At 63.6% G+C, this 24,059-nt stretch carries 25 protein-coding genes, 1 tRNA gene and 1 pseudogene; 9 read left to right on the top strand and 18 right to left on the bottom strand.

The window, feature by feature from the left end:
- Positions 1–16: 16 nt before the first annotated feature.
- The 7 genes from CTR53_RS18305 to CTR53_RS18275 form a co-directional block, all read right to left on the bottom strand.
- Positions 17–1,795, bottom strand: coding sequence for a potassium/proton antiporter (locus CTR53_RS18305; RefSeq protein ID WP_290816892.1), 1,779 nt, complete (start codon positions 1,793–1,795; stop codon positions 17–19).
- A 24-nt stretch (positions 1,796–1,819) separates the two neighbouring features.
- A complete protein-coding gene (locus tag CTR53_RS18300; RefSeq protein ID WP_290816890.1) occupies positions 1,820–2,965 on the bottom strand; it encodes an acyl-CoA dehydrogenase family protein in 1,146 nt (381 codons plus the stop codon).
- A 13-nt stretch (positions 2,966–2,978) separates the two neighbouring features.
- Positions 2,979–3,380 (bottom strand): RidA family protein, encoded by a 402-nt coding sequence (locus tag CTR53_RS18295; protein WP_290816888.1) that lies wholly within the window; start codon positions 3,378–3,380, stop codon positions 2,979–2,981.
- Between the two features lies 1 nt (position 3,381).
- The gene (locus CTR53_RS18290) at positions 3,382–4,014 is read right to left on the bottom strand and encodes a hypothetical protein (protein WP_290816886.1); all 633 of its coding nucleotides are present in this window, start codon (positions 4,012–4,014) and stop codon (positions 3,382–3,384) included.
- The gene (locus tag CTR53_RS18285) at positions 4,011–5,183 is read right to left on the bottom strand and encodes an isovaleryl-CoA dehydrogenase (protein WP_290816883.1); all 1,173 of its coding nucleotides are present in this window, start codon (positions 5,181–5,183) and stop codon (positions 4,011–4,013) included. The genes CTR53_RS18290 and CTR53_RS18285 overlap by 4 nt, the downstream gene beginning before the upstream one ends.
- 120 nt (positions 5,184–5,303) lie before the next feature.
- A complete protein-coding gene (locus CTR53_RS18280; RefSeq protein WP_290816969.1) occupies positions 5,304–5,678 on the bottom strand; it encodes a PaaI family thioesterase in 375 nt (124 codons plus the stop codon).
- 2 nt (positions 5,679–5,680) lie between these two features.
- Positions 5,681–6,133, bottom strand: a complete 453-nt coding sequence (locus tag CTR53_RS18275; protein WP_290816880.1) for a thioesterase family protein — start codon at positions 6,131–6,133, stop codon at positions 5,681–5,683.
- A gap of 109 nt (positions 6,134–6,242) precedes the next feature.
- Here CTR53_RS18275 and CTR53_RS18270 point away from each other — a divergent pair, with 109 nt between their 5' ends.
- Positions 6,243–7,130: a LysR family transcriptional regulator gene (locus CTR53_RS18270; protein ID WP_290816877.1), complete on the top strand. Its 888-nt coding sequence runs from the start codon at positions 6,243–6,245 to the stop codon at positions 7,128–7,130.
- A gap of 4 nt (positions 7,131–7,134) precedes the next feature.
- Here CTR53_RS18270 and CTR53_RS18265 read toward each other — a convergent pair whose 3' ends face one another.
- From CTR53_RS18265 to CTR53_RS18255, 3 genes are all read right to left on the bottom strand, one after another.
- Positions 7,135–9,432, bottom strand: a complete 2,298-nt coding sequence (locus CTR53_RS18265) for an NADP-dependent malic enzyme (RefSeq protein ID WP_290816874.1) — start codon at positions 9,430–9,432, stop codon at positions 7,135–7,137.
- A 125-nt stretch (positions 9,433–9,557) separates the two neighbouring features.
- Positions 9,558–9,644 (bottom strand) — tRNA-Leu (locus CTR53_RS18260).
- 87 nt (positions 9,645–9,731) lie between these two features.
- Positions 9,732–9,968, bottom strand: a complete 237-nt coding sequence (locus CTR53_RS18255) for a FliM/FliN family flagellar motor switch protein (RefSeq protein WP_290816870.1) — start codon at positions 9,966–9,968, stop codon at positions 9,732–9,734.
- An 82-nt stretch (positions 9,969–10,050) separates the two neighbouring features.
- Here CTR53_RS18255 and lipB point away from each other — a divergent pair, with 82 nt between their 5' ends.
- On the top strand, positions 10,051–10,773 hold the full coding sequence (gene lipB / locus CTR53_RS18250; protein ID WP_290816867.1) for a lipoyl(octanoyl) transferase LipB: 723 nt from the start codon (positions 10,051–10,053) through the stop codon (positions 10,771–10,773).
- Between the two features lie 28 nt (positions 10,774–10,801).
- Here lipB and CTR53_RS18245 read toward each other — a convergent pair whose 3' ends face one another.
- Complete coding sequence (locus tag CTR53_RS18245) at positions 10,802–11,032, bottom strand: hypothetical protein (RefSeq protein WP_290816864.1); 231 nt, start codon at positions 11,030–11,032, stop codon at positions 10,802–10,804.
- 277 nt (positions 11,033–11,309) lie between these two features.
- Here CTR53_RS18245 and CTR53_RS18240 point away from each other — a divergent pair, with 277 nt between their 5' ends.
- The 4 genes and pseudogenes from CTR53_RS18240 to CTR53_RS18225 form a co-directional block, all read left to right on the top strand.
- Positions 11,310–11,687 (top strand): helix-turn-helix transcriptional regulator, encoded by a 378-nt coding sequence (locus tag CTR53_RS18240; RefSeq protein ID WP_290816861.1) that lies wholly within the window; start codon positions 11,310–11,312, stop codon positions 11,685–11,687.
- Positions 11,688–11,740: 53 nt separating this feature from the next.
- On the top strand, positions 11,741–13,177 hold the full coding sequence (locus CTR53_RS18235; protein WP_290816858.1) for an NAD(P)-binding protein: 1,437 nt from the start codon (positions 11,741–11,743) through the stop codon (positions 13,175–13,177).
- A 7-nt stretch (positions 13,178–13,184) separates the two neighbouring features.
- The gene (locus CTR53_RS18230; protein WP_290816855.1) at positions 13,185–14,372 is read left to right on the top strand and encodes an MFS transporter; all 1,188 of its coding nucleotides are present in this window, start codon (positions 13,185–13,187) and stop codon (positions 14,370–14,372) included.
- An 8-nt stretch (positions 14,373–14,380) separates the two neighbouring features.
- Positions 14,381–14,805 (top strand): annotated as a pseudogene (locus CTR53_RS18225) (arsenate reductase ArsC); the annotation flags it as partial.
- 57 nt (positions 14,806–14,862) lie between these two features.
- On the opposite strand, the gene CTR53_RS18220 reads toward CTR53_RS18225, so the two are convergent.
- Entirely contained in the window at positions 14,863–15,285 is a 423-nt protein-coding gene (locus CTR53_RS18220) for a YciI family protein (protein ID WP_290816850.1), read from the bottom strand.
- A gap of 31 nt (positions 15,286–15,316) precedes the next feature.
- Here CTR53_RS18220 and CTR53_RS18215 point away from each other — a divergent pair, with 31 nt between their 5' ends.
- Both CTR53_RS18215 and CTR53_RS18210 read left to right on the top strand, forming a co-directional pair.
- On the top strand, positions 15,317–16,303 hold the full coding sequence (locus tag CTR53_RS18215) for a hypothetical protein (protein ID WP_290816847.1): 987 nt from the start codon (positions 15,317–15,319) through the stop codon (positions 16,301–16,303).
- Between the two features lie 93 nt (positions 16,304–16,396).
- The gene (locus CTR53_RS18210) at positions 16,397–17,080 is read left to right on the top strand and encodes an NAD-dependent epimerase/dehydratase family protein (protein ID WP_290816845.1); all 684 of its coding nucleotides are present in this window, start codon (positions 16,397–16,399) and stop codon (positions 17,078–17,080) included.
- 9 nt (positions 17,081–17,089) lie between these two features.
- On the opposite strand, the gene CTR53_RS18205 is transcribed toward CTR53_RS18210, so the two are convergent.
- The 3 genes from CTR53_RS18205 to CTR53_RS18195 form a co-directional block, all read right to left on the bottom strand.
- Positions 17,090–17,389 carry an acylphosphatase gene (locus CTR53_RS18205; protein WP_290816843.1) on the bottom strand — a complete coding sequence of 100 codons (300 nt, stop codon included), beginning with the start codon at positions 17,387–17,389 and terminating at the stop codon, positions 17,090–17,092.
- Positions 17,390–17,551: 162 nt separating this feature from the next.
- Complete coding sequence (locus tag CTR53_RS18200) at positions 17,552–18,700, bottom strand: aromatic ring-hydroxylating dioxygenase subunit alpha (protein ID WP_290816841.1); 1,149 nt, start codon at positions 18,698–18,700, stop codon at positions 17,552–17,554.
- The gene (locus CTR53_RS18195) at positions 18,700–19,359 is read right to left on the bottom strand and encodes a TetR/AcrR family transcriptional regulator (RefSeq protein ID WP_290816838.1); all 660 of its coding nucleotides are present in this window, start codon (positions 19,357–19,359) and stop codon (positions 18,700–18,702) included. Before CTR53_RS18195 ends, CTR53_RS18200 begins: the two co-directional genes overlap by 1 nt.
- A gap of 149 nt (positions 19,360–19,508) precedes the next feature.
- On the opposite strand from CTR53_RS18195, the gene CTR53_RS18190 reads away from it, so the two are divergent.
- Positions 19,509–20,495: a tripartite tricarboxylate transporter substrate binding protein gene (locus CTR53_RS18190; protein WP_290816836.1), complete on the top strand. Its 987-nt coding sequence runs from the start codon at positions 19,509–19,511 to the stop codon at positions 20,493–20,495.
- Positions 20,496–20,579: 84 nt separating this feature from the next.
- Here CTR53_RS18190 and CTR53_RS18185 read toward each other — a convergent pair whose 3' ends face one another.
- Genes CTR53_RS18185 through CTR53_RS18175 form a run of 3 tightly spaced genes read right to left on the bottom strand, consistent with a single transcriptional unit; the run spans position 20,580 to position 24,056 of the window.
- Complete coding sequence (locus CTR53_RS18185) at positions 20,580–22,037, bottom strand: M81 family metallopeptidase (protein ID WP_290816834.1); 1,458 nt, start codon at positions 22,035–22,037, stop codon at positions 20,580–20,582.
- A gap of 2 nt (positions 22,038–22,039) precedes the next feature.
- Positions 22,040–23,284 carry a cytochrome P450 gene (locus CTR53_RS18180; RefSeq protein WP_290816832.1) on the bottom strand — a complete coding sequence of 415 codons (1,245 nt, stop codon included), beginning with the start codon at positions 23,282–23,284 and terminating at the stop codon, positions 22,040–22,042.
- A complete protein-coding gene (locus tag CTR53_RS18175) occupies positions 23,265–24,056 on the bottom strand; it encodes a DUF502 domain-containing protein (protein WP_290816830.1) in 792 nt (263 codons plus the stop codon). The genes CTR53_RS18180 and CTR53_RS18175 overlap by 20 nt, the downstream gene beginning before the upstream one ends.
- Positions 24,057–24,059: the final 3 nt, after the last annotated feature.

Raw genomic sequence — 24,059 nt, 5'->3', positions numbered from 1 at the left:
TCTTTTCTTGATTTACTTAATCGAAACCGAATGCGCGGCGGAAACCGCGCCAGACCGGATGCTCCTCCGGTTCGAGTTCGATGCCGATCGAAGTGATGCGATCCTTGCGGATCTCGCGCGCCACCAGTTCCACCGGACCCCAGCGCACGCGATCACCCACCACGGCGCGATGGCGCAGGCGGCGACGCATATAGGCGCCGACCGGCTCGCCACGATCTTTTTCTTCGACGGGAATGCCATAGAGCAGCGCCACCTCACCCAGCAGCGTGTCGCCGGTCAATACGAATTCCCCGAACACTTCCTCGCCGCGTTCCCGTTTTTTGCGGCGCTTCGGCGCCTCGCGGGAGATGAACAGGCGGTCGAGCGAGAAAAACTGCTCGGCCGGCGCCAGCACCAGGATGTAGTCGCCGGCCTCGAGGTGATCCAGTTTCGTACGGTCCATCACCGTGCCCTCGCGGATCACGGTGATGATGCGCGAACGTCTTGGCAGCGGGATTTCGGCGAAGCGATAGCCCAGCGCGGGCGCATCGGCTTCGACGCGATAGCTGGCCACATCGCGGTCGGCGGTCGAGCCGAGATCGAGATCGGTGCGGCTGACGGCCTCAGGTTTCGGGGGCAATTCGAGGCCGAAGAAACGCGCTACCGGTGCAATCGTCCAGCCCTGCAGGGTGAGCGAGGCCAGCACACAGACGAATGCGGCGGTGACGTAGACTTCGGCATCAGGCAGCTTGGCCAGCACCGGAATGGTGGCGAGGAAGATCGGCACCGCGCCGCGCAATCCGATCCAGGAGATGAAGCCGATCTCGCGGAAGGTATAGCGGAACGGCACCAGGCAGAGCAGTACGGCGACCGGCCGCGCCAGCAAGATCAGCACACCGGCAACAACACCGCTGCCGGCCAGATAGGGTTTCATCTGGTCGGGCGTCATCAGCAGGCCGAGCAGCAGGAACATGACGATCTGGCTGAGCCAGCTGAGACCGTCGTAGAAGCGCAGGATCACCTGCGCGCCGCGATGGCGCCGGTTACCCAGCACCAGGCCGGCGACATAAACCGCGACATAACCCGAGGCGTGCAGGAAATAGGCGCCGGAGAAGATCAGCAATGCCGCCGCCATGGCCACGATCGGATAGAGGCCGCCGGCGACCGGCACGCGGTTGAACAGCGCCACCAGCAGGAAACCCCCGCCGACGCCGACCACCAGGCCGCCAACCATTTCGACCACGAACTGTGTAGCCAGTTCCAGCGTGTCAGGCGGCTGGCCCTGCCGCATCAGTTCAACCGCCACCATGGTGAGGAAGATCGCCATCGGATCGTTGATGCCGGACTCGACTTCCAGCGTGCCGCTGACGCGCTTCTGCAGCGCGAGGCCCTTCATGTTGAGCAGGAAGAATACCGCCGCGGCATCGGTCGAACCGACGATGGCGCCGACCAGGAAAGACTCCATCAGTCCGAGGCCGAGCGCGTAATAGGCCGCGACGCCGACCAGTCCGGCTGTCGCCAGCACGCCAACTGTCGCCAGCACGAAGGCCGGCCCCACCACCAGCCGCACGGTGGTGAGATGCGTTCGCAACCCGCCGTCGAACAGGATGATGCCGAGCGCGGCCGAGCCGACCGAGTAGGTCAGCTGATAATCGTTGAAGACGATGCCGCCAGGACCGCCCTCGCCGGCCAGAAGGCCAAGGCCGAGGAAGACCAGCAGGAAAGGAACGCCAAAACGGCTCGAGGCCGACCCGGCAAAGATGCTCACCAGGACCAACAAGGAGGCAATAAAGAGAATCTCGTTGGCCTGGTACAAACGCTCGGTTTCCTCGTTTCTTCCCTAGCTTCCCGGGGCGTTCCCGGCGATAGCCCGGCTGATCACCAGCCGCTGGACGTCGCTGGTGCCTTCGTAAATCTGGCAGACGCGGACATCCCGGTAGATGCGTTCCACCGGGAAGTCGGCCAGATAGCCGTAACCGCCGTGAATCTGGATGGCATCCGAGCATACCCGCTCGGCCATTTCAGAGGCAAACAATTTGGCCATGCTGGCCTCTTTCAGGCAAGGCTGGCCGGCATCCTTCAGCCGGGCCGCATTCAGGATCAGCTGATGCGCCGCTTCGATGCGGGTCGCCATGTCGGCCAGCCGGAAGGCCACCGCCTGATGGTTGATGATGGCGGTGCCAAAGGCCTCGCGCTGGCCTGCATACAGCCGCGCGGCGTCGAAAGCCGCCCGCGCCATGCCGGTTGCCTGTGCGGCAATGCCGATGCGGCCAGATTCCAGGTTGGCGAGCGCGATCCGGTAGCCCTCGCCCTCAGCGCCCAGGATCGCGTCTTCCGGTACCCGCACATCCTCCAGCACGATCTGGCAGGTGTCGGAGCATTTCTGCCCCAGCTTCTGTTCAATGCTGGCCACGCGGTAACCGGGCGTGTCGGTGGGAACCAGGAAGCAGGACATGCCGCGCTTGCCGGCCGCCGGATCGCTGATGGCAAAGACCAATGCCAGTTTCGCGATCGAGCCCGAGGTGATGAACTGCTTTACGCCGCTGATCACCCAGTCATTGCCTTCACGCCGGGCCCGGGTCTTGAGGGCAGAGGCATCCGAACCGGCTTGCGGTTCGGTCAGGCAGAAGGCGCCGATCCATTCGCCGCGCGCCAACGGCTTCAGATACTGTTCCTTCTGCTGCAGGCTGCCATAGCGCAGCAGCGCTGCGCATACAGGTGAATTGTTGACCGACATAATGGTGCTGACTGCGCCGTCGCCGGCGGCAATCTCCTGCAGCGCCAGCACATAGGCGACAAAATCGGCACCTGCACCGCCCCACTGTTCGGGCACGCCCATGCCCATCAGGCCGAGATTGCCCATCTGGCGCAGCAACTCGACCGGCGGTTTACCGCTGCGGTCGCGTTCGCTCGCGCCGGGCACCAGTTTTTCCTGGGCAAAATCCCGCGCCATATCGCGGATCATCTGCTGTTCTTCGGTCAGCATGCTACGCCTTCCCTCAACTCTGCTTGCGGGCCGTGACTTCAATCTCCAGCTTCATCTTCGGATCGATCAACTGGCAGATCAGTGCGGTCGCCGCCGGCAATGCCCTGGCGAAATGCCGCCCGCAGATCGGCGCGATCTTCTCGAAAAAGCTTGCATCGGTCAGGTAGTAGTGCACCCGCACCACGTCATCCAGGCTGCAGCCGGCCTGCGCCAGTGCCGCCGAGATGTTTTTGAATATCTGCTCGCATTGCACCACGGGATCGTCGCTGATCGTCATCGTGGCATAATCGTAGCCGGTGGTCCCCGAAACATGAATCCAGTCGCCATCCACCACGGCGCGCGAATAGCCCATGGTCTTCTCGAAGGTCGATCCCGACGAAATCCGGCGACGCCCCGTCATGTCATTGGCGCTCATCTCAGTCCTTCCGCTGCATCAGCTTCACGCCGGCTGCGTAAGCCAGCACCTGTTCAGGCGTCAGCGGCCGGCCGGCTGTGGCGCAATACACGCCATCCAGCCGCTGGCTGCCTTCGGTCAGCGGTTCGTCCTTGGCGGCTTTGGCCTGCAGGCCACTGGCGCCTTCCGCCGTTTGCGGCTGTGCATAGAAGCCGAGCGACACGCATTGCCGTGTGCCGAGGTCGAAGCGACGCGACAGCACCGGGCCATTCGGCGTCGCCAGCTTTTCGTCGGCCGTCTGGGTCGCCTGCGGCTTCGGCGCTTCCAGCCCGTTCAGCACAGTCGTGGCAAACCGGATCAGGTCGACCGGACCGCTGAGATAATGGTCTTCCTCGCTCAGGTCGCGCAGCACAGCGAGGGCAAAACTGCCGGCCGGCTTCTGTGCTTTCCACAGATAGCGCTCCAGCCGGTAGCCCAGCGGCGAAGAAAACGATTCCGCCAGTTGCGGCGCTGCCGTCAGGCCTTCCGCCTCCCACCGCACGCGTTGCTCGGGCGCACGCAGCGGCTCCCAGCGCACATCAGTCTCGTCGCCCGCCCAGGCGGGCAACGCGGCAAGGGTAACACCAGCAAGAAAGATGGAATGCAGCAGCCTCACTTGGTCTCCTCGAAGATTTCGCGGCCGATCAGCATGCGCCGGATTTCCGAGGTGCCAGCGCCGATTTCATAGAGCTTGGCATCGCGCAGCAGGCGCCCGGTCGGATAGTCGTTGATATAGCCGTTGCCGCCCAGGATCTGGATCGCATCGAGCGCCAGCTTGGTCGCCTTCTCGGCAGCGAACAGGATCGCGCCGGCGGCATCCTTGCGCGTGGTCTGGCCGCGGTCGCAGGCCTTGGCCACCGTGTAGACATAAGCTCGCGATGCATTCATCTCGGTATACATGTCGGCCACCTTGCCCTGTATCAGCTGGAAGGTGCCGATCGACTGGCCGAACTGCTTACGCTCGTGAATGTAGGGAATCACCACATCCATCGCCGCCTGCATGATGCCCAGTGGACCGGCAGCCAGCACGGCGCGCTCATAATCCAGGCCGCTCATCAGCACATTCACACCGCGCCCGACCTGGTTCAGCACATTCTCTTCGGGCACTTCGCAGTCCTGGAACACCAGTTCGCCTGTATCCGAACCGCGCATGCCCAGCTTGTCGAGCTTCTGCGCCGTGGAGAAACCCTTGAAGCCCTTCTCGACCAGAAAGGCCGTGATGCCACGCGGGCCGGCGGCCGGATCGGTCTTGGCATAGACCACCAGCACATCCGCGGTGGGACCATTGGTGATCCACATCTTGTTGCCGTTCAGGATGTAGCGGTCGCCCTTCTTGTCGGCGCGCAGCTTCATCGATACGACATCCGAGCCGGCATTGGGTTCGCTCATTGCCAGCGCGCCGAGGCTTTTACCGCTGATCAGACCCGGCAGATACTTCTTCTTCTGCTCAGTGTTGCCGTTGCGGCGGATCTGGTTGACGCAGAGATTGGAATGCGCGCCATACGAGAGCCCAACGGAGGCCGAGCCGCGACTCACCTCTTCCATCGCTACGCAGTGTTCCAGATAGCCCAGCCCGCTGCCGCCATACTCTTCCTCCACCGTGATCCCATGCAGGCCAAGATCGCCAAACTTGGTCCACAGATCGCGCGGGAATTCGTTGGTCTTGTCGATGGCATCGGCGCGCGGCGCCAGTTCGGCGTCGACGAAGCCGCGTACGGACTGGCGCAGCATGTCGGCGGTCTCGCCGAGCCCGAAATCGAGCGTCGGATAGCTGTTGGAAATCATGGTTATTGGCCCTTCTCGGACGGATTCAGGCGAACCCTGAATCGGGGGTGGCGGAAGTGTAGCGGATCGTGGCTCAGGATACAGCCGTGCGGGGTGCGTCAGGGCGTCCCAGCATGCACATCATGGTCGCGAGTCCCGTAGCGCAATGCAGCATCTTTCCCGATTTTTCTGCAAAGACGTCGAANNCATGCGGTCGCCGTCGGCCGGCGCCATCAGGTTCATCTTGTATTCCACCGTCAGCACCGTGGCGTCGGCCGGAAACAGGCTGTAGGCGGCATAGCCGGCCGCCGAATCCGCGATCATGCCGACGATGCCGCCGTGAACGAAGCCATGCTGCTGGGTCACCTCCGGCTTGCGCGGCATTTCCACCTCGCAGAGGCCCGGCTTCACCGTGGTCAGCACCGCGCCGATCAGATGCATGGCCGGCTGGCGGTTGAAACTGTCGCGCACGCGAGCCTCGAAACCGGGGTCGGCGGGCTTGAACTCAGTCACCATATTCACGCTGCAGCCTCCTTTGGCGCGACCGGCTTGATGCCGAATGTCTCGACGATACGCGCCACAAAATTCTGCGGAAACGGCCGCGAGCGGCGCTTCACCAGATCGATGCAAACACCGGTCAGCCGCGCGGTCATCGCCAGCTTCTCATCGCCGACGCGGATCAGGCGGTGGCGAAACACGATCTTGCGTTCAGCAATGCTTTCGACCGTGCTTTCCATCCGCACCATGTCGCCGCCGCGCAGTTCGGCCTGGTAATCGACTTCGGCCTTCACCGCAGCAACGCCCGCCTGTTCGGCCAGCATCTGCTCGCGCGGCCAGCCATGCATGGCGCCCATGGCAAAAGCGGCATCGCCCAGCCAGCCCATGTAGAAGCTGACATTCACGTGGCCCAGATGGTCGCATTGCCAGGCCTGCGTCATCATGCGGAGCGTTTCGATGTATTTCTCGGTCATGGCTGGCAGCCCCTTCCGGCCGGTTTCCTCTGCCTGCCGTGATAGCGTGGAAAGTTGAATAGAGAAAATCGATTGTTTTTATCAGTCGGATAGGGTTTTTCTATGATCGATGAACCTGACCCTGATCCGCTATTTCATGGCCGTGGCCGAAACCGGCAGCTTCACCCGCGGGGCCGAGCGCGCCAACGTCACCCAGCCGACCCTCTCGGCCGGGATCAAGCGGCTGGAAGAGTCGCTGGGCGCCAGCCTGTTCGAGCGCAGCCGCACGCCGCAACTGACTCCCGCCGGCGCACGTTTCTTGCCCCGAGCCCGACTGCTGCTGCAGGAATGGACAGCGGCGCGGCGCGAACTGCGCCAGGAAGGCCGGCCGACCAAACTGCGCCTGCGGCTCGGCTACATTCCCGGCCTGCCGCAGCAGCGACTGACCGCCCTGCTCGGCAGCTTCGCCTCGGCCCATCCCGATGTGGCGCTGGAGATTCTCGAAGCACCGGCGGCCACGCTGACGCGCCGGCTTGATCTCGGCCGCATCGATGCGGCGATCCTGCCGCTGGGAGATGAAAGTGATGAGCACAGCCTGACGCTGTTCCGCCAGCGCTACCTGCTCGCTGTACCGCCCAAGCATCCGCTGGCGCGGCGCAGCAGCGCACGGATTTCAGATTTGCAGGACCAGCCTTTCGTAATCCGCCCCCAGGCCGAGATCATGCCGGCGGCCGAGAGGCTGTTCGACGGACTGAATGTGCGTCCGCGCATCATCGGCCGGGCCGAAAGCGATGCGGCTCTGCTGGCGCTGGTGGAGGCCGGCATCGGCGTCGCGCTGCTGCCGCACTGGCTGGCGAGCGACACAGTGGCGACGCTCACTCTGCCCGAACTACGCGACATGCATCGCATCGGCCTGCGCTGGCGCGACGACGCGCATGTTGCGCTGGGCCAGCTGCGCGATTTCGCCGCCGGCCACGACTGGGACGCGGCCACGGACCGCGCCGTTCTCGGCCACTAAAATCTCAGGCGCCGCGTCCCATCAGGCCTTCGGCATGGTCCTGCGCATCCACCACGGCGACGGCGCTCATATTGACCAGGCCGCGCACGGTGACATTGCGCGACACGATATGCGCCGACTTGGCCATGCCCATCAGGATCGGACCGACATAGAAGCCCTGCTCCATCTGGCGCACCAGATTGGCCGAGATATTGGCGGCATCCTGATTCGGCATCACCAGCAGATTGGCACTGCCCTTCAGGCCGTTGCCGGGCATCAGCTTCTCGCGGATCGCTTCCGAGACGGCGGCATCGGCCTTCATCTCGCCTTCGATCTCCACATCGGGCATCAGCTGGTGCAGGCGGTGAGTTGCCTCGCGCATCTTCTGCGCCGACGGCGACGACGAGGTGCCGAAATTGGAGTGCGACACCAGTGCTATCTTCGGCACCAGGCCGAAACGGCGCACTTCATCGGCCGCGATCTGCGTGATCGCCACGATCTCATCGGCGGTGGGATCTAGGCTGACATTGGTGTCGGTGATGAACAGCATGCCCTGCGGCAGCACCAGCAGCTGCATGGCTGCGGCCAGCGCCACACCGCTGCGCAGACCGATCACATCCTGGATATGCGGCAGATGCTGGTCGTACTGGCCGACCGCGCCGCAAAGCATCGCATCCGCCTCGCCGCGCTGCACCGCCATGGCGGCAATCACCGTGGTATTGGTGCGGATCATGATGCGGGCATCGTCGGGCGCCACGCCCTTGCGGTTCATCAGCGCCAGATAACCGGTCCAGTATTCGTGATAGCGGTCGTCGCGCTCGGGGTCGATCAGTTCCACATTGGTGCCGATTTTCAGGCGCAGGCCGAGCTTTTCGATGCGCTTTTCCACCACGGCGCGGCGGCCGATCAGGGTCGGCACCGCCACCTTGTCGTCCAGCACGATCTGGGCGGCACGCAGCACGCGCTCATCCTCGCCCTCGGCATAGATCAGGCGCATCGGCTTGCGCTTGGCGCGCTCGAATGTCGGCCGCATCACGAAGCCGGTGCGATAAACGAAGCGCTCCAGGCTGTGGCGATAGGCATCCATGTCGGCGATCGGGCGCGTCGCCACGCCGCTGTCCATCGCCGCCTGGGCGACGGCGGGCGCGATCTGCAGGATCAGGCGCGGATCGAAGGGCTTCGGGATGAAGTATTCCGGGCCGAAGCTCAGGTCTTCGTCGTTGCCATAGGCGCGCGCAACCACGTCGGAGATTTCCGCCATGGCGAGATCGGCGATGGCGCGCACCGCGGCCAGTTCCATCTCCGTGTTGATCGTGGTGGCGCCGACATCCAGCGCGCCGCGGAACAGGAACGGGAAGCACAGCACGTTGTTGACCTGGTTGGGATAATCAGACCGCCCCGTGGCCAGGATCGCATCGGGACGTACAGCCTTGGCCGCTTCCGGCAGGATTTCCGGCGAGGGATTGGCCAGCGCGAGAATCAGCGGCTTCGGCCCCATCTTCTCGACCATTTCCGGCTTCAGCACATTGGCGGCCGAAAGCCCGAGGAAGACATCGGCGCCGCTGATCGCGTCGCTCAGCGTGCGGTGGTTGGTCGGCCGCGCATAGCGCGCCTTGAACTCATCCATCTGCTCGGTGCGGCCTTCATAGACCACGCCGACGATGTCGCTGACGACGATATTCTCCTTCTTGATGCCCAGTTCGACCAGAAGGTCGAGGCAGGCGAGCGCCGCAGCGCCGGCGCCGCTGGCCACTAGTCGAACATCTTCCATCTTCTTGCCGACCACGCGCAGGCCGTTCAGCACCGCAGCCGCCACGGTGATCGCCGTGCCATGCTGGTCGTCGTGGAAGACCGGGATCTTCATCTTCTGGCGCAGCGCGCGCTCGACCACGAAACATTCCGGCGACTTGATGTCTTCCAGGTTGATGCCGCCGAAGGTCGGCTCGAGCGCCGCGATGATCTGCACCAGCTTGTCGGGATCGGTTTCGTTGACCTCGATGTCGAAGACGTCGATGCCGGCGAACTTCTTGAATAGCACCGCCTTGCCTTCCATGACGGGCTTGGACGCGAGAGGCCCGATATTGCCGAGGCCGAGCACGGCGGTGCCGTTGGAGATCACGCCGATCAAGTTGCCGCGCGCGGTCAGCTCGGCGGCCTGGGCCGGATCGTCCTTGATGGCATTGCAGGCGGCGGCGACGCCGGGGCTGTAGGCGAGCGCCAGGTCGCGCTGGGTACCGAGCGGCTTGGTCGGGGTGATTTCGAGCTTACCCGGCTTCGGCAGCCGGTGGTATTCCAGGGCCGCGCGGTCGAGATCGGATGTCATCAAAACTCTCGCAGGATCAGTACGATCAGGGGCGACAGCGAAGCACATGCCGCCGGGGCAATCAGGCTTACAACAGCCCGTCCTGCGATGAAAGTGGGACGCCCGGACCCTGGAGAGGTTTCGAATGGTGCGGTCGAAAAGACTCGAACTTTCACGGCCTTTCGGCCACAGCCACCTCAAGGCTGCGCGTCTACCAATTCCGCCACGACCGCATTTTCGGGCGACGCGGGGGAATAGCAAATCCCGCCGGGGTATTCAAGGCCGCACAAGGCCTTAAAAACGCAGCTTTAATCGTCCGGTCAGTCTTCGGACATCGTGTCGGTGATCGAGACGGCGACCTTCTCGCCGGAAATCACGATCTCGCCGCGGGCGATCAGCTTGTTGTTGGCGAAGATCCAGGCATGGTCATCCACGCTGGCGTCCAGCTCGATGACGGCGCCGCGGCCGACTTTCAGCACCTGGTGGATCGGCATGGTGGCCTTGCCCAGCACCACCGAGATTTCCACCGAGACGTCGTTGACCGCATTGGTCGCCATACAACACCTTCCTCGGCCGCACTTCCTTTGGGCCACTGCAGGGCTTAAGTAACCCCTGCAAGGTTAGCACAGTCTTAAGGTCATGCCCTCCCTTCTGCCGCCCCCCAACCAGACCATCCAGACCCCGGCCGGACCGGTGGACTGGATCATCAGCGACGCTCCGGTGGCCTACGAGGTCGCCCAGGCCGCGATGGAGGCCCGGGTAGCCGACATCCATGCCGGCCGGGCCAACGAGGCGATCTGGCTGCTGGAGCATCCGCCGCTCTACACCGCCGGTACCTCGGCCAAACCGGCCGACCTGCTCAGCTCCCAGTTCCCGGTCTTCGCCACCGGCCGGGGCGGCCAGTACACCTATCATGGGCCGGGCCAGCGGGTGGTCTACCTGATGCTGGACCTGACCAAACGGGGCCGCGACGTGCGTGCCTTCGTCTGCCGGATGGAGGACTGGGTGATCGCCAGCCTCGCCCGCTTCAATGTCGCCGGCGCGATCCGTGACAGCCGGGTCGGCGTCTGGGTCGACCGCCCCGATCAGGGACCGGGCCGCGAGGACAAGATCGCCGCCATCGGTGTCCGGGTCCGCCACTGGATCACCTTCCACGGCCTGAGCCTGAACGTCGACCCCGACCTGGACCACTACGGCGGCATCGTCGCCTGCGGCATCCAGAACACCGAGGCCGAACCCTACGGCGTCACCTCGCTGGCCGATCTGGGCCTGACACCCTCGCTGCCCGAGGTCGACCTGATCTTACGTGACACTGTAGAAGCCGCCCTGCTCGACCGGCTGGGCACTACTTGCACTACCTAATCAGATACACAACCTAAGAAACTGAAATCTAAATCTTATTCTTGCGCTTCAACTCGCGCTTCTGCTGGCGGCTGAGATGATCGGTCGAGATCACCACCGGCTCGGCCGCAGCCTTCTTGGACTTGAGCCAGAGCACGTAGCCGGCCGTGAAGATGAGGATGGAGCCGAAGCCGACCCACTGGTTGCCGGTCGTCACCCATCCCACACCGCCCAGGACCAGAGCGCCGGCATAACAGATCGCCCACTCCTTCAGTGTCATCCTGTATTTTTTCTTTGTAATCATATTACTATGTCTTCTTTCTGATCTTCTTAGACAGCTTATCTGCGCGTGATGGCAAGTCTGCGGTGACCTTATTCGATGCTTATTCAGTGCTTATAGCATCCTTATATTTGCTTATTCCGTGAAACATAGGCCGTGAAACATATCTGCCGGGGGACCGCGCAGAAAAGGAACATATAAGGTACGCTTCCGCCATTGCAATCCCGCCAAACATTCCGCTTGACCCGGGACGATCCCGGTATATGTTATTCGTCGAATGACGAACAAGATCGCCTCTCCGACGAAACCTGACGCCCGCCCGGTGGGGGCCGAGGACAGCTGCTGCGACAGCGCGACCGGCGCTGTCGCCTTGGCCGAAACGCTGCGGCCGGAAGACGAGGAACTGGCCATGCTGGCCAAGGCCGTCGCCCATCCCGTCCGCATCCTGATCCTGCGCAACCTGCTGCGCATCGGCGCCTGCTACTTCGGCCGTCTGGCCGACCTGCTGCCGGTCGCCCCCTCCACTGCTTCGCAGCATCTGACCATCCTGAAGGATGCCGGTCTGGTGAAAGGCGAGATCGAGGGCGAGCGTCCCTGCTACTGCGTCGACCTGCAGAAGCTGCGTCGCATGCAGCATCTGATCGGCGATCTGTAAAAAAATTTGCCCAGAATATTCGTAGTTCGACGAACAACTAAGGAAACGACACCATGACCGCCCTGACGAAGATCATCCGCACCAGCCTGCCTGTCGTCGTGATCGGTGCCGGTCCGGTCGGACTTGCCGCCGCCGCGCATCTGGTCGTGCGCAACATTCCGGTGAAGCTGCTGGAAGCCGGCAGCGAGGTCGGCGCCCATGTGCGCGACTGGGGCCATGTGCAGCTCTTCTCGCCCTGGTCCTACAATATCGACAAGGCCGCTCGCGCCCTGCTGGACAGGAACGGCTGGCAGGCTCCGAAGCGTAGCCTGCATCCGACCGGCGCGGAACTGTATGAGCAGTATCTGAAGCCGCTGGCCGCCACGCCCGAAATCGCTGCCGTGCTGGAATGCGATGCGCGCGTCACCGGCGTGAGCCGGCTCGGCTTCGACAAGATGAAATCCGCCGGCCGCGACCACGCACCCTTCTCCGTCATCGTGCAGCACAAGGACGGGCGCGAGCGGCAGGAACTGGCCTCTGCCGTGATCGACACCTCGGGCACCTGGACCCAGCACAATCCGATCGGCGGCAACGGCCTGCCGGTGCCCGGCGAGACCGCAGCCCGGGATGCGATTGCCTACGGCGTGCCGGATGTGCTCGGCCGCGATGCCGCGCATTATGCCGGCAAGCGCATTCTGGTGATCGGCGCCGGACATTCGGCGGCCAATGTGCTGCTCGATCTGGCGAAGCTGAAGGACAGCGCGCCGGCCACCGAGATCGTCTGGGCGGTGCGCGGCGCCAGCCTCGCGCGCCTGTTCGGCGGCGGCGCGAATGACAAGCTGGCGGCGCGCGGCGCCCTGGGACAGGCGCTGGAGACACTGGTGAAGGCCGGCGGCATCGACCTGCATATGCACAGCACGGTGACCTGCATCGAAGTCAGCGCCGCACTCGGCGTCACGCTGGCCACACCGGGCGGCGCGGACCAGACGCTGGAGGTCGACCGTATCATTGCGGCCACCGGACAGCGACCCGACCTCGCCATGCTGCGCGAAATCCGCCTCGATCTCGATCCGGCCACCGAAAGCCCGCGCGTGCTGGCGCCGATGATCGATCCCAATATGCATTCCTGCGGCACGGTGCGCCCGCACGGGCATCGCGAACTGGCACAGCCCGACAGCGGCTTCTATATCGCCGGCATCAAGAGCTATGGCCGCGCACCGACCTTCCTGCTGGCGACCGGTTACGAACAGGTACGTTCGATTGTCGCTGCACTCGCGGGCGACATGATGGCGGCCGACGATATCCAGCTCGACCTGCCGGAAACTGGCGTCTGCAGCACCAATCTGCCTAAAGTCACAGGTGTCGAAGGCGATGGTGAACGCTGCGGAACCAGTTGCTGCGGCACGCCCGAACCGGTGCCCGCTGCCACCGCCTGCTGCACACGCGCCAACGAAACGGCAGTGAAGGCAGGCCAGCAGGCCCGCCCGGTTGCCGCAACTGCCTGCTGCTGAGGTCTGCATGTCCGTATCGAGGGACCGTCGTACACTGGTTGTCGTGGCCCTCGGCACCGCCCAGACGCTTGGCTGGGGCTCGACCTATTACCTGCCGGCGATCCTCGCCGGTCCCATGGCGGCAGAGTTCGGTGTTTCCACCGGCTGGATCTATGGCGCCTTCTCGGCAGCGATGCTGCTGACGGCCTTCATCGGCCCAGGCGTCGGCCATCGCATCGATCGTTTCGGCGGCCGCAACGTGCTGACAGTGTCGAGCCTGATCTTCGCCGTCGGCCTTGGCCTGCTCGGCGCCGCGCCCAACCTGCCGGTCTTCGTCGCCGCCTGGCTGCTGATCGGCTGCGGCATGGCCATCGGCCTGTATGAGGCCGCTTTTGCCACGCTGACCGCCATCTATGGCAGGAACGCCCGCGGCGCGATCACCGGCATCACGCTGCTGGCGGGTTTCGCCAGTACGGTCTGCTGGCCGATCTCCGCCCTGCTCGATGCCGAATGGGGCTGGCGCGTCACCTGCTTTGCCTGGGCCGGCGCACATCTCTGCATCGGCCTGCCGCTCAACCGCCTGCTGATCCCCCGCGACCTGGGGGCACATATCACCGGCCCGGCGTCGGCGACGGAACAGATTGATGAATCGCTGTTCACCCGCCCGATGCTGTTGCTCGCCTTCGCCTTTGCCGTCACCTGGATCACCAGCACGGCGATGGCAGCGCACCTGCCGCGCATTCTCGAAGCTGCCGGCGCCAGCAAAGCCGTGGCGATTGCCGCCGCGGCACTGGTCGGTCCGGCACAGGTGGCCGCGCGGATTCTGGAACACACCCTGCTGCAACGGTTTCATCCGCTGCTCTCGGCGCGACTGGCCTCGATCACGCATCCCATCGGCGTCGGTGCGCTGCTGCTGTTCGGTCCGCCGGCAGCTTATCTTTTTACGCTGCTGCATGGCGCCGGCAACGGCGTGATGACGATTGCCAAAGGCACTCTGCCACTGACGATCTTCGGACCGGTCGGCTATGGACGACGACAGGGCTGGCTTGTTGCGCCCGCCCGCTTCGGTCAGGCCGGCGCACCCTTCGTCTTCGCACTGCTGCTCGAATGGTACGGCCAGAATGTGCTGCTGTTCACCTCGGGGCTCTGCATCGCCGGTTTTGCCGCGATGCTGATGCTGCGCGCGCAGTCTTCCGGGACAGCCGCCAAGGCCTGAGACATGCAATGAGCCGGAATATCCGTAACGTCCTTTTCCTCTGCACCGGAAACTCCGCGCGCAGCATTCTGGCCGAGGCGCTGATGAACCAGCTCGGCAATGGGCTTTTTCGGGGCTACAGCGCGGGCAGCTTCCCAAGGGTGACGTGCACCCCATGGCGCTCGATCTGCTGACCGGGAACGGCCACGATATCGCAGGCCTGCGCTCGAAATCCTGGAATGAATTCTCCGCGCCGGGGGCACCGGAAATGGATTTCATCTTCACCGTTTGCGACGACGCCGCGAACGAAGTCTGCCCGATCTGGCCCGGCAAGCCGATCACGGCGCATTGGGGACTGCCCGATCCCGCCGCTGTCGCGGGCGGCGAAGAACCGCGGCGCCTCGCCTTCAGCGACACTTATCGCGCGCTGCGCACCCGCATTCAGGCATTTATGTTCAGCCGGAACTGATCCGGGCAACGCCACGGATCAGTTCCGGATCACAGCCTGGCTTTAGCGCTTGTCGAGCTTGTCCTGCACCCGGTCGAAGGTGGCCTGCGCTTCCGGCGTCATGATCGCGTCGAAATGCTCCATCTCGATGATTGGCCGGATTTCCAGTTCGCTCGGGCCCGGCATCGGATTCGGGCAGCGTTTCGCCCAGGCCACCGCCTCGGCCATGTCCTTGACCTCCCAGAGCCAGAATCCGGCGATCAGTTCCTTGGTCTCGGCGAAGGGCCCGTCATAGACGGTGCGGCTGGCGCCATCGAAGGCAATCCGCTTGCCCCTGGATGAGGCATGCAGCCCGTCGCCGCCCTTCATGATGCCGGCCTTCACCAGTTCCTCGTTGTATTTGCCCATGGCCACCAGCAGTTCGGTCGAGGGCATGAAGCCCGCTTCGCTGTCCTTGGTCGCCTTCACCATCACCATCACGCGCATTGTCGTCTCCTCTGGTTTGGCTGCGGCTCGCATGGCCGCGATAGTCCAAGGACGCTGCCACCCCGGCCGGGCCGACATAGGGACGCTTATTTTCCCGTTCGGCCTGAATACACTATTAGTTTCTATAATGTTCTTGTCTCGTTTTATCCACCGCTCTATCCTGCTGGCACGCGCAGCGCCATTGGCAGGCCAGAAAATGAAACAGCAGCGTTGGAAATTACTGATACACCTTCTGCTCGGCATCTGCCTGTCGGCTCCGGCTGTCGCCCAATCCAAATACGCAAGTCTGCCATCCGGGCGTTCGGATAGCGGTCTTTCAGGCGAGATCGCCGCCGAAGTTTTTCTGCGGACGAGAGAGTATGCCGCGGGCGCGGTTCCCGATTGCAGCAGCCCGACATTGCGCTACAGCACAGTGCCTCTGCGTGCCTCTCTGGTCAGGCAGAGCGTGCCTGATACGCTTCAGGAAACCGAAATCTGGTATCTGGAATGCCCCACTATCATCCCCGTCGTGGTGCGATATCGCAAACACGCGGATGGACAAATCGACGAAATCCATGTCGGGCCATTCAGCGAGTTCATGGCGGAGATCAAGTATCGCCCGCTGTCGCTGCGCCGAAACCCCGCGTTTGACTTCGATGAATATTTCGGAAAGCGGCCTGCCTATGAACCTGTCTGTTTCGGTCGGATGACCGCCGCCATGGCCAAGTTGCTGTCAGAGCGCGTTCCCAGACTGAGAGAGCCGCCGAAAGGCCATGTCGCGAAAGCGATGTGCATTCGTCTGCTCATCTGCAACAGCATAGAGCCGGAGATCGATATCCTTTACGACACCATCATGGTGGGAGCGGGAGCAAACCAGCAGGACGTGAGCAGTGCCACGGAACTGGGGCAGTATTGCGGGCGTCTACAGGAGAATGTCGAACTCCTGTTTTCCGAAGAGCCCGAGACAACCTTTGGGGCAAATGCCACGCTTCCACTGGTGACACCCTACACCAACCACTTCTACCGATCTGATCGTTAAGCGCCACCTCGACAAAAATGTGACGCCCGACCTCCTCGACAGGTCGTCACTGGGTTAGGATGATGTGGTTTGCGGCCTTTCGGGGGAATGCTCATGAACATCCTGATCTTCGGCGCCACCGGCATGGTCGGCCAAGCGGTGCTGCGCGAATGCCTGCTCGATCCGGGTGTCAGCCGCGTGGTTGCCATCGGCCGCAGCGCGGCGCGCGCCACGCCGATGGGGCGGCTGCCCGAAGCCGGCAAGCTGGAAGACCTGCATCACATCGACATGTACGACTATAGCGCGATCGAAGACCGTCTGACCGGCTTCGATGCCTGCTTCTTCTGCCTCGGTGTCTCGTCCGCCGGCATGAGCGAAGCGGCTTATACGCGCGTGACCTATGATCTCACGCTGGCGGCCGCCACCACGCTGGCACGACTCAATCCGCAGATGGTTTTCACATATGTGTCCGGCCGCAGCACCGACGGCACAGAGAACGGCCCGTCGATGTGGGCGCGCGTCAAGGGCCGCACCGAGAATGCGCTGCTGAAGCTGCCGTTCAAGGCGGCTTATATGTTCCGCCCCGGCGTGATCGAACCAATGGACGGCATCAAGCCGAAAAGCCGCGTCTATCGCGCGGCGTATTATCTGCTGATGCCGTGTCTGTCGCTGGTCAGGTTCCTCTGGCCGCAGGCGGCGCTCACCACCACGCGGCAGGTCGGCCGGGCGATGATCGCAGTGGCGCGGACACGCGCGGCGAAGCAGATTCTCGAAGTGGCCGATATCAACGCGCTGTGATCGCGCAGACTAGAGCGTCGCGTTCTGCGAGAACTTGGTCGCGCCGGCGGCCAGTTCCGCCTCTTCCGGGGTCACCGGGGCTTCTTCCACCGTCTCGACCTGCGCGGCCTCCGGGCCGGCATGCAGATCCTGGCCCAGGCTGTCGAGGTCGCTCTTCGCGCCATAGGCCAGCACTTCCACCCGGCCGTCGCGCCGGTTGCGCACCCAGCCGACCAGAGTAAGGGCCTTGGCACGGGTGGTGACCCAGTACCGGTAGCCGACGCCCTGCACCCGGCCCGATACGAAATAGCGGCGTGACAGCTTGCTCATGGAACAAATGTAGTGTGCCGGTAAGGTCCGGCCAAGGGATTAAGTGGCGGCTCGCCGTCGAGCTGATGACACCTTTGTGTGCAAAACCTATCCGTCGCCCCCGCGAAAGCGGGGGCCCAGTCAGGCAGGGAGGCTGGGTTCCCGCTTTCGCGGGAACGACAACTATTTGAGCCGCGCATCCAAGCTGTCGTGGAACCAGGCGCAGCCCTGCTCGAAGCGGCCGAAGGTGATGTGGCTGTTGGCGCCGGAGCGGAAGCCGGCCTGGATCGCCTGGCCCATCTGGAAATCCTCGTCCAGCGCGTCCCAGAAGATCTTCACGTTGCGGTCCCAGTGCGCGTCGGCCTTGGCCGTGCCGGCCGGGCCCTTCTCCGTGACCGGCGGCACCAGCGCGCCGCCATGTACGATACAGGTGTCAGTCCCCTTCGGCAGCACGGCCATGGCGGTGGCGTGATCGGGCTGCACCAGGATGATCAGATTGGGAAAGATGTAGTAAAGCGGGTTGCCGTAGTCGCGGATCGTGCCCTGCGCTGTGCCCGCAACCAGTTCTGCCGCATTGCGCTTGGTGAAATAGAGCCGCATATGCGGATCGAGCCGGTCGGCCACCGCGACATTGTCGGCAAACATCGGCGCAATCGTGCGCTTGTGCGCGTGCTGCACGTGATAGGTTTCCAGCCCGCCCTCGACCACGACCTTCCAGTTGCAGTTGATGCCGATCTCACGCTCGTCATGCAGGATGTGATCGCCGAGGCCGAAGCCTTCGAGATCGTCGCGGATGCCTGACAGAAAACCCGTGAAGTCGTAGTCCGGCAGCGCGGAATCCGGCTGCACGAAGACAAGGCCGAAAGCCTCCGTCACTGCCAGCCGCACGAGATTGTGCTGCGTCTTGTCGAGCCCGGCGAAACCGGCTTCATGCGGTATGCCGCGCAAGGTGCCACGCAGATCATAACTCCAGGCATGATAGGGACAGGTGAAAGCGCGCTTGCCGCAGCCGCCCTTGTCCCAGACCAGCTTGGCGCCGCGATGGCGGCAGACATTGAGGAAGGCGCGCAGCACGCCATCCATATCGCGCAGCACCAGGATCGGCAGCCCGAGCAGGTCATGTGTGACGTAATCGCCGGGCTTCGACAGTTTCGATGCAAAGCTGACGAAAACCGGCGTGCGGCGCAGCAGCGCCTGCTCGGCCGCCAGTCGCTGCGGATCGGTGTAGCGCGCGATATCGATGCGCGTCACCGTCTCGGCCATATCGGTACTGCGTGCCGCCATATGATCGCGCACACGGCCGAGCCATTCTTTCTGCAAAGCGGGCTGCATCAGCGCGCGGCTTTCTTCCTGGCCGGCTTCAGCTGCGCGGTCCCGGTGATGAAGGACCAGAGCTGTTCCGTAATCTTCTCGCGGCCTGGACGCTTCACCATGCCGAGGGCCTGACCGATCGCCTGTCGCAATCCGCCGAGGATCATCGCACCGAGCAGATGCGCGTCCAGTTCGACAGGGATTTCACTCTTCTGCTGTGCCAGTTCGATATTGCGCGCCGCCAGATCGATATGCCGTGCCAGCCGCGCAGCTTCGACAGCTGCCACCTCTGGCGTGCGGCTGAGCCGGGTCAGGATCAGCGGCGCCAGCGGTTCGGCATAATAAAAGTCGACCATGCGTTCGAGCCGCAGCCGCTCGCGCTCGCCCCAGCCCGCGCCCGGCTTCGGATTGGGCTCCATCACGGCGGCTTCCATACGGTCGTAGAAGGCTTCGACCACGGCCGAGATGAGCCCGGCCTTGGAGGTGAAATAGTGATAGCTCAGGCCCGCTGAAACGCCGGCGGCGCGCGCGACATCGGCGATCTCGCATTGACCGTCGCCGGCGATCAGCACTTTCGCCGCCGCCTTCAGGATGCGGTCGCGGGTCTCATTGCCGCGCGCCGAGGCCGGCAGGTCGGGCGGCAGCAGTTCCGCAGCGGAAACACGTAATCGGGGCGCCATATACAAACTATATTGAATTCAATTCAAAATACAAGACTGCATGCCACCGCAAACAAATCCGTGGGCAGAGCAGACTGGCAGGCCTAGAATGCCGGCCGCATGGCGAGTCCGCTCGCCCAGAGGAAACGAACGCAAGAAAGACAATGCTGATGACTTTCACCCGGACGCTCTTATCCGCCGTGGCTGCCGCCACGCTGCTGCTGGCACCCGCTGCCGTCACACAAGCCTTCGCGCAGGCTTATCCGAACAAGCCGGTGAAGGTCGTAGTGCCCTTCCCCGCCGGCGGCACCACCGACATCCTTGCCCGCCTCGTGTCGCAGAAACTGACCGAACGGCTCGGCCAGCAGTTCATCGTCGACAACCGCGCCGGTGCGGGCGGCAATATCGGCACCGAATACACGGCGAAGTCGGACGCGGACGGCTACACGATCATGATGGGTACCATCGGCACCCATTCGATCAATATCAGCCTCTATTCCAAGCTGGGCTACGACCCGGTGAAGGATTTCGCCCCGCTGTCGCTGATCGCCATGGTCGCCAATGTGCTGGTGGTGCATCCCAGCGTGCCGGCCAAGAATGTGCAGGAATTCATCGCGCTGGCGAAGTCGCAGCCGGGCAAGCTGAATTTCGGCACCCCTGGCAATGGCACCTCGGGCCATCTTTCGGCCGAGTTGTTCAAGACCATGACCGGCACCGATCTGGTGCATGTGCCCTATCGCGGTTCGGGCCCGATGCTGACCGACCTGCTGGGCGGCAATGTGCAGTTCACTTTCGACAACCTGCCCTCGGCGCTGCCGCATATCCGCTCGGGTGCGCTGCGTGCGCTCGGCGTCACCACGCCGCAGCGCTGGCCGTCGACGCCGGATATTCCGACCGTCGCCGAACAGGGCTTGCCGGACTACAGCGCCACCGCCTGGTTCGCCATGTATGCGCCAGCCAAGACGCCGGCGGCCATCGTGACCAAGCTGAACCAAGAAATCGATGCGATCCTCAAGTCGCCCGAAATGAAGGCGCAGTTCGACCAGCAGGGTGCGCAGCCCGTGGGTGGCAAGCCGCAGGTACTGGCCGACCTGATGAAGACCGAGATCGAGAAATGGGCCAAGGCCGTGAAGGCCTCGGGCGCCAAGATCGATTGATACACCAAAAAAGACTGGGTTCCCGCCTGCGCGGGAACGACGAGAATGATGTCGTCATCCCCGCGAAAGCGGGGATCCATTTTTCTACATCTCCATACCAGCCGGCAGATACCTGAACGGCAGCACTGAGAGATCGAGTGCCGCCGGGCCGGGCGTGTCGACATCGACGATGATCGCGGCGCGCTCGATGAAAGCGGCGCGGAAATGGTTTTTCGCCTTGGCGGCGATCAACCGGGTCTTTTCCAGATCGATGCTATGCAGGCGGAAATAGGCCGGGTCGATGCCGGCCTGGCAGCTGGAGGTGACGATCACCTTCACACCGCCGGTCTGCAGCACAGCGGTTTCGCCCAGATCGACCGCCATGCCTGTTTCAAACGGGCCCTCGTTGACGAAACGACCATCTGTGAGCGCGACAACCTCCGCCTTCGCCTCGACCGGTGTACCGAAATGCGGCGCGATCCGTCCACCAAGTTTGGCAGCAATACTGGCTCCGACACCGGCGGCTTTCGCAGCCTGTACCAGATCCGGATCGTAGAGGAAGGCGAACACCGATTCACCGTCGACCTTCATCTCCAGCAACGCGTGCAGCAAACCAGTGGTATCGCCGATACCGCCCGACAGCGGATTGTCGCTCGGCTCGACCACACAGACGAGACCGGGCGTCTGCAGCGCCGTCTTCAGGCCCTCAACCGGATTCGGCAGCGAGGTGCGGAACTGCTCGCGGCGGTCGAACAGCTTCTGCGCGATGTCATCGGCCACAGCCGTCGCAGCCGTCGCCGTCTCGGCCCAACTCAGAATGCTGGCGCCGGCATCTGGACTGTCACCCCAGACGAAACCACCGAAAACCGTGACATCCTTCACGCTGCCGGTCGTGGCCGCTTTCGCGTCGTTGACGGTATCGGCCATCGGACCGGCGGCGGTGCGCATATTGAAGCTGTGCAGCAGCACCGGCAGCTTTTTCACCGCGCCAAACAGTTTCGCGCCGCCCTCGGCCAGCCGTGCCAGTTCAGCCAGCACGCGCGCGGCCGTCCGGTCCATATCGATATGCGGATGCGTTTTATAGCCTGAGGCGAAATCGACCAGCTGCGGCAGTTCGGAAGAAATATTGGCATGCAGATCGAAACTGACACCTAACGGCGTAGAGCCAATCATGGCGCGCACGCGGCGCAGCAGCATCAGGTCGGCCTGCGGTTCGCTTTCCGTCACCAGTGCGCCATGCAGCGAGAGATACACGGCATCCCACTGTTGGCCTTCCAGTCCGCGCAGCATGTCGGCGACGATGCGTTCATACAGCGTGTCTTCCACCGGCCCGCCCGGCGGTGCCGAGGCGCAGCGCAGCACGGTGATGTCCCAGTCAGGACGGGCATCCTCGAAGGCAACGACCGCACCCAGTTCGGTGCCGGTGCCGCGATAGCGCGCCAGGCCTTCGTTGCCCTCGAACCATTCGCGGCGCTCGAAATCGGCCTGCGCGGTCCGCAGCGGCGTGAAACTGTTGCCCTCATGCCAGAGGCGGGCCACGGCGAGACGCTTTTTCCGGGTCATGCTCAACTGAACTGAATGGGGAAAGACAGATACCCTCTGAACCGGGCACGACCGCCCCGCACGGCCGTGCCGGTGGCGCGGAAGTCCGGAAAACGCGCCAGCAGCTGCTGCACGGCAATCTGGCCCTCCAGCCGCGCCAGCGACATGCCGGCGCAGGCGTGAATGCCGGCGCCGAAAGCCAGATGCCGGTTCGGCGTGCGGCCGACATCGAGCCGGTCGGGATCGGCGAACTGTGCCGGATCGCGGTTGGCCGCGCCGATGCAGAGCGTGACCAGCGCGCCGGGCTCGAATGTCACGCCACCGATCTCGACGCGCTCCACCACGCGGCGGTTGCCGAGCTGGTTGGAGGATTCAAAGCGCAGGAACTCCTCGATCGCCGGTTTGATCAGGCCAGGATCGTTCGCCAGCCGCCGCTTTTCGTCCGGCCATTCCAGTAAGGCGGCAATGCCGTTGCCGATCAGGTTGGTGGTGGTTTCGTGGCCCGCATTGAGCAGGAAGATGCAGTTCTGCACCAGTTCGGCCGAGGTCAGCTTCTCGCCATTCTCACCGCGGATCAGTCCTGCCAGCACATCGCCATAGGCGTCTTCCGCCTCCCGCGCATCCATGCGCGTTTCCCAGTCGACGATATGCTTTTCCAGATAGGTCTCGAATTCGGCGACGGCACGGTGCCCCTGCTCTGCCCGTTCCGGCGTCAGCACCGGCTCCAGCGCCCCGAGGATGGCGAGCGACCAGTCGCGCAGCAGATGGCGGTCCTCATGTGGCACCGCCAGCATGTCGCCGACGATCTCGACCGGCAAGGCGGAAGCAAAATCGGCGATCACGTCCATGCCGCCGTTTTTCTCCGCGCGGTCCAGCATGCGCGCCACCAGTGCCTGAAAGCGATGTTCCAGCAGTTTCAGCGCGCGCGGCGTGAAGGCCGGAGACAGCAGCCGCCGCACGCGGGTATGCAGCGGCGGATCGTTGAACACCAGACTGGTGGTATGATGCCGGTGCAGCGGCGTGCCTTCGCCGTATTTGGCGCCGAATTCCACTTTCTTGTCCGACGAAAAGCGCCGACTGTCGCGATAGACCGCATGCAGGTCGTCGTAGCGCGTCAGGAACCAGCTGCCGTCGGGCATGTGGCGCACCGGATCATGCTGCCGCAACAGATGGTAGACCGGATAGGGATTGTCGAGGAAATCCCGATCCAGTGCGCGCAGGTCGAAACGCGCGACCTGCGGGGGAAGATCAGGGCGTGAAGTTGCCATCTCCATTGTCGGGCTTGACACTGGGCCTTCCTCCGCCGGCTGCCTTGATCTGAGCGTCCGTAATGTCCGCCATTGTCCCTTGGGGCACGATCACACCGCAGGAAATGATCAGCTTCATCGCCTGATCCACGCTCATCGACAGGATATGGATGTCGCGGCGGCGATAATAGGTCATGTAACCGCCGGTCGGGTTCGGCGTAGTGGGCACGTAGACGGTCACGATCTCCTCGCCGAGCAGATCGTTCACTTCGTTGCCCTGCACATAATTGGTGACGAAGGCGATGGTCCACGAGCCGGTGGACGGCCAGGGCACCAGCGCGACCTGGCGGAAGGAATTACCCGACTGGCTGAACACGGTTTCGAAAATCTGCTTCAGCGCCGAATAGATGCCGCGCACCACCGGCATGCGCGCCACGATCCGCTCGCCGAGTGACAGCAGCGTGCGGCCCATCAGGTTGGTGGCGAGGAAACCAATCAGCGTAAGGATGACGAGTGCCGCGATCAGGCCGAGCCCCGGAATGCCGAAGGGCAGATTGTAGGACGGGATGAAGCGTTCCGGCTCGTAGCCCGGCGGCACCAGGCTACGCACGTTACGGTCGATCGCCTCGATGGTGATGAAGACCAGATAGATGGTCAGGCCAATCGGTGCGGCCACGATAATACCGGCCAGGAAGTAATTGCGCAGGCGGGTGAGCAGGCTCACCTTCGGCGCCGGCGCGATAATAGGCGGCAGTTCGGTTTCGGGATTGGGCGGCGGCGTGTCGGTGGTCATCGC

Origin of the sequence: Ferrovibrio sp. (assembly GCF_002796975.1) — a bacterium.
Classification (GTDB): Bacteria; Pseudomonadota; Alphaproteobacteria; order Ferrovibrionales; family Ferrovibrionaceae; genus Ferrovibrio.
This window is presented reverse-complemented; position numbering and strand designations above follow the sequence as displayed.